This is a genomic window from Pseudomonas sp., assembly GCF_032058845.1.
In the GTDB taxonomy this organism is placed as follows: Bacteria; Pseudomonadota; Gammaproteobacteria; order Pseudomonadales; family Pseudomonadaceae; genus Aquipseudomonas.
The window spans coordinates 1-4,856 of the sequence record NZ_DAMCCR010000176.1 but is presented as its reverse complement, the minus strand read 5'-3'; the positions used below and the strand labels follow the sequence as shown (position 1 = coordinate 4,856).

The following is a 4,856-nucleotide window of genomic DNA, read 5'->3' as shown; positions in this document are numbered from 1 at the left end:
CAAGCGGGTTGCGCTTGCGCGCGACGCGCCATGCCTGGCGCACCATGAAAAAGGGAGGCCACCAGGGCCTCCCTCTCGAATGGTTGTCCGTGCTCGGCGTGGGTAACGCCGGCTCACCTCACCGGGTCTTCTGGACTCGGTGTAGCCCGGGGGCCTGGTGCATCCTGTTGGATGGCCTGGCCGCGAGCACCCGTCTGGGGCGCATCGCTGTGGACTGTTGTCCGGGCAGTGATTCTGTTGATAACGATAGAGCAGGCGAACCGGCAGAGGATTGCTAATATTGCTGACCCAAATACTGCTTGCGCAATTTTTACCCATTAATTGATAATTCGCCGCAATCCGAAAAGAAAAGGCCCCTGACATGAGCAAGCTCGACCGCTACGACCTGAGCATCCTCGCTGAATTGCAGCGTGATGCGCGCATTTCCAACCAGGAACTGGCCGAGCGCATCGGCCTTTCGCCATCACCGTGTTCGCGCCGGGTCAAGCAGCTCGAAGACGACGGCTACATCTCGCGCCAGGTCGCACTGCTCGATCGCAAGAAGCTCGGCCTGAGCCTCACCGCCTATGTGCTGATCGGCATGGACCGCCACACCCCGGAACGCTTCGAGACCTTCGAGGCGGTCATCCGCAGCCTGCCCCAGGTGCTCGAATGCAGCCTGGTCACCGGCATGGACGCCGACTACCAGCTCAAGGTCGTGGTGCCCGACATGGACCATTACCAGAAACTGCTGCTCGGCAGCCTGACGCGGATCGAAGGCGTCACCAGCGTGCGCTCGAGCTTCGTGCTCAACCAGGTGCTGGCCAGCACCGAGATGCCGCTGACCCACCTGCGCTGAGCGCCATCTGCCTGGCGTATACTCGCCGGCCGACCCAGCCTGACGGAGCGTTGCGATGGACCCGGCAGTATTCGAAGAGTGGATGATGATCAGCCTGGTCAGCCTGCTGATCGGCTTCATGGGGTTCATCGTCTGGGACCTGGCGAAGAAGTCCAAGGCCGGACGCTTCGGCACGCTGATCCTGTTCGTCGTGCTGGGGCTCGGGGTGATGGCGTTCGTCATCAAGAGCGTGGCGGTGGCAGTGATCGAAGGTGTCTGACGCTGCGCTCAGGCAGGGTGAATCTGTGTGCAAGGCCTAGTGACGTCAGGCAAGGCACGACCACAGCCTGAACCCGCCCCGAGGCTGCGCACGCAGCGCCGAGCACGCAGGCGGGTCAATGCACAAGCAGCTGGGAAGCCTCACGCAAAGCCGCCAGGGTCGCGGCAGACGCCAACCGAGCCGGTCCCCTAGCGCGGGGCAGGCACTTCACGCCACGCGCCTGGCGGCAACCCCTCCAGCGCCCAATCGCCGATGCGTACCCGCACCAACCGCAGGGTGGGCAACCCTACTGCTGCCGTCATGCGCCGCACCTGGCGGTTGCGCCCTTCGCGGATGATCAGTTCCAGCCAGCAGGTCGGCACGCTTTTGCGAAAGCGCACGGGCGGGGTGCGCGGCCAGAGTTCAGGTTCGTCGAGCTGGCGGGCCTGGGCCGGCAAGGTCGGCCCATCATTGAGCTGCACGCCGTCGCGCAGTTGCTGCAACTGCGCGTCGCTGACCTCCCCTTCCACTTGCACCCAGTAGGTTTTCGGCAGCTTGTGTTTGGGGTCGGCAATGCGTGCCTGCAAGCGGCCGTCGTTGGTCAGCAGCAGCAGGCCTTCGCTGTCTCGGTCCAGGCGCCCGGCGGGGTAGATGCCGGGGATGTCGATGAAGTCCTTGAGGGTCGCGCGGCCCTGGTCGTCGCTGAACTGGGTCAGTACGTCGAACGGCTTGTTGAACAGGATCAGCCGGGGCTCGGCTGGCGGCGCCTTGGGCGGGCGCCGTACGGGAGCAGGCCGCGCCGCCTGACGGCGCGGGGTGGAACGGGGTGGCAAGGGCATGAAACCTCAGCGGAACGGCGGCTCGTCGAAGCTGCGCAGTTTACGCGAGTGCAGCGAGTTGAGCTGGGTACGCAACAGGTCCAGGGCGGCAATGCCGATCTTCAGGTGCTGGCTCACGGCGCGGTTATAGAAGGCATTGGCCGAGCCGGGCAGCTTGATCTCGCTGTGCAGGGGTTTGTCGGACACGCAGAGCAAAGTGCCGTAGGGCACCCGCAGGCGATAACCCTGGGCGGCGATGGTGCCGCTTTCCATGTCCACCGCCACGGCGCGTGAGAGGTTGATCAGCGGCCGTTCCTGCGCCCAGCGCAGCTCCCAGTTGCGATCGTCGTAGGTCAGCACGGTGCCGGTGCGCAGGCGTTTTTTCAGCTCATCGCCATGCTCGCCGGTGATGGTTGCAGCCGCCTCCTGCAAGGCCATCTGCACTTCGGCCAGCGCTGGTATGGGGATGTTCGGCGGCACCACACGATCAAGAATGCCGTCGCGGCGCATGTAGGCGTGGGCCAGTACGTAGTCACCGATGGTCTGCGACTGGCGCAGGCCGCCGCAGTGGCCGATCATCAGCCAGCAGTGCGGGCGCAGGACGGCCAGGTGATCGGTGATGTTCTTGGCATTGGACGGGCCGACCCCGATGTTGACCAGGGTGATGCCGTCGCCATCGGCGGCGATCAGGTGGTAGGCCGGCATCTGGTAACGGTGCCAGACCACGCTGGCCACCAGCGCCTGGGTCTGCACTTCGTCCATGGCCTTGTCGATGATCACGTTGCCGGGCAGCACCATGCGCACGAAGCGCGCATCCTCGCGCAGCTGCTCCAGGCCGTGGGCAATGAACTGGTCGACGTAGCGGTGGTAGTTGGTCAGCAGAATCCACGGCTGCACGTGGCGCCAGTCGCTGCCGGTGTAATGCACCAGGCGGCGCAGGGAAAAGTCGACGCGGGCGGCGTCGAACAGCGCCAGCGGCAAGGCCTCGGCGTTGCCCCAGTCCCACAGGCCGTCGGCGATGTCATCGGTGGCGGCGGACAGGTCGGTACTGGGGAAGACCCGCGCCAGCGCCGCAGCCGTGATGCCGCTACCGGCCAGTTCATCGCCCTGGTCGACGACGTAGGGGTACGGAATGCTCTGCTCGCTCATGCCGACTTCAACGGTCACCGTGTAGTCGTTCATCAGCGGTTGCAGCTGGTCGAGCAGGTAACTGCGAAACGCTTCGGGCTGGGTCACGGTCACGCTGTACACGCCGTCCACCTGGACCTTGGCGTAGGCGCGGGTGGTGGCGGCCACTTCACCCTGGCTGGCGTAGGTCAGGCGGATGACCGGATAGCGATACAGCGCGCGTTCACTGGCGCTCGGTTCGGTACGGTCCTTGAGGTAGCGCTTGAGGGCCTGGCTGAGGGCCCCGGTGGCCTGTTGGTGCAGGGCCGCCAGACGCTCGACGGCCTGTTCGGGAGTATCTACGACTTCAAACGCGTGGCTCACACTGTGCTTCCTGTCTGGACATGCAGGGGAAACATCTTGCCTCGGTTGAGCGGGAAATACATCCCCGTGTCTGGGTGGCGATCGGTCGAGCGTTGGGGACACTGCCTCTGCCACACACACGCCCAGCGCGTCGTCTGCGGCGCTGGCCGCGAGGGGGACGCAAGCAGTACCCGGTGGTATTGACGCCCTTCGAGCAAGCGGACTCAAGCCGGATCCCAGCCTACTCGCCCAGCGCCAGCGGCGTGGCCCGGGCCACCAGCGCTGCGGCATCGACCGCCTTGGGCAGCGTGCCGTAGACGCGTCCGACAGCGCCCAGGCGGCTGGCGATGAAAGCATCGCTGACCACGGCCTCGCCGCTTTCCAGCAGCAGCCTGGCCTGCACGGCCAGGGCGATGTCTTCGGTCAGCTGGCGGGCGCGACAGGGCAGATCGTCAGGGTCGGCAACTGCGTGCTTGAGGCGTTCGATGTGCGCCTTGAGGCTGGAACTGCCATGGCCATCGCCCAGCTCGGCGAACAGCGCATCCTGCACACCCTGTTCCCTGGACAGCGCACGCAGCACGTCCAGGCACTGCACGTTGCCAGACCCTTCCCAAATGGAGTTGACCGGCGCCTCGCGGTACAGCCGCGGCATGATGCTGTCTTCTATATAACCTGCCCCGCCCAGACACTCGGCGGCTTCGTTGATCATCGCCGGCGCCCGTTTGCAGATCCAGTACTTGCCCACGGCCGTCATCAGCCGGGCGAAGGTAGCCTGCTGCGCATCGCCTGGCCGATCCAGCGCCTGGGCCATGCACAGGCTCAGGGCCAGCGCGGCTTCACTTTCCAGCGCCAGATCCGCCAGCACGTTCTGCATCAGCGGTTGCTCGTTGAGCAGCCTTGCGCTCACACGGCGGTGTGCACAGTGATGGGTGGCTTGGGTGAGGGCCTGGCGCATCAGGGCGCTGGAGCCGACCATGCAGTCGAAGCGGGTCAGGGCGACCATCTCGAGAATCGTGGCGATGCCGCGCCCCTCTTCACCGAGCATCCAGGCCAGCGCGCCGCGAAACTCGACTTCGCACGATGCATTGGCGCGGTTGCCCAGCTTGTCTTTCAGGCGCTGGATGTACAACTCATTGCGCGTGTCATCAGGGCGATGACGTGGCAACAGAAAGCAACTGAGGCCCTGCTCGGTCTGCGCCAGGGTCAGGAAGGCATCGCACATCGGCGCCGAGCAGAACCACTTGTGCCCGAGCAGTTCGTAAGCCTGCCCGGGGCCGCGCTCGCCGACCGGCCAGGCCCGCGTGGTATTGGCGCGCACGTCGCTGCCGCCCTGCTTCTCGGTCATGGCCATGCCCAGGGTAACCCCAGCCTTGTGGCGGTCACCGACGTTGCGCGGGTCGTAGTCGCGGGCCAGCATCTTGGGCAGCCAGTAGGCTGCCAGCTCCGGTTGCCGGCGCAGCGCAGGCACGGCGGCGAAGGTCATGGTCAGCGG

The 4,856-nt window shown here is 65.6% G+C and carries 5 protein-coding genes; 2 read left to right on the top strand and 3 right to left on the bottom strand.

From position 1 onward, the window contains the following. Positions 1 to 361 precede the first annotated feature (361 nt). On the top strand, positions 362 to 838 hold the full coding sequence (locus tag RT028_RS20000; RefSeq protein ID WP_312937191.1) for an Lrp/AsnC family transcriptional regulator: 477 nt from the start codon (positions 362 to 364) through the stop codon (positions 836 to 838). Positions 839 to 893: 55 nt separating this feature from the next. Beyond that, positions 894 to 1,097: a DUF2788 domain-containing protein gene (locus tag RT028_RS19995; RefSeq protein ID WP_312937189.1), complete on the top strand. Its 204-nt coding sequence runs from the start codon at positions 894 to 896 to the stop codon at positions 1,095 to 1,097. 188 nt (positions 1,098 to 1,285) lie between these two features. On the opposite strand, the gene RT028_RS19990 is transcribed toward RT028_RS19995, so the two are convergent. The 3 genes from RT028_RS19990 to RT028_RS19980 form a co-directional block, all read right to left on the bottom strand. Then, entirely contained in the window at positions 1,286 to 1,915 is a 630-nt protein-coding gene (locus RT028_RS19990; protein WP_312937187.1) for a pseudouridine synthase, read from the bottom strand. Between the two features lie 6 nt (positions 1,916 to 1,921). Then, a complete protein-coding gene (amn, locus tag RT028_RS19985; protein ID WP_312937186.1) occupies positions 1,922 to 3,385 on the bottom strand; it encodes an AMP nucleosidase in 1,464 nt (487 codons plus the stop codon). Between the two features lie 220 nt (positions 3,386 to 3,605). Next, on the bottom strand, positions 3,606 to 4,856 hold a 1,251-nt coding region (locus RT028_RS19980; RefSeq protein WP_312937184.1), incomplete at its 5' end, for an acyl-CoA dehydrogenase family protein.

Excerpts from the sequence above, each read along its gene's own strand:
- RT028_RS20000 (WP_312937191.1), top strand. The coding sequence starts at position 362 with ATGAGCAAGCTCGACCGCTACGACCTGAGCATCCTCGCTGAATTGCAG.
- RT028_RS19990 (WP_312937187.1), bottom strand. The coding sequence starts at position 1,915 with ATGCCCTTGCCACCCCGTTCCACCCCGCGCCGTCAGGCGGCGCGGCCT.
- RT028_RS19995 (WP_312937189.1), top strand. The coding sequence starts at position 894 with ATGGACCCGGCAGTATTCGAAGAGTGGATGATGATCAGCCTGGTCAGC.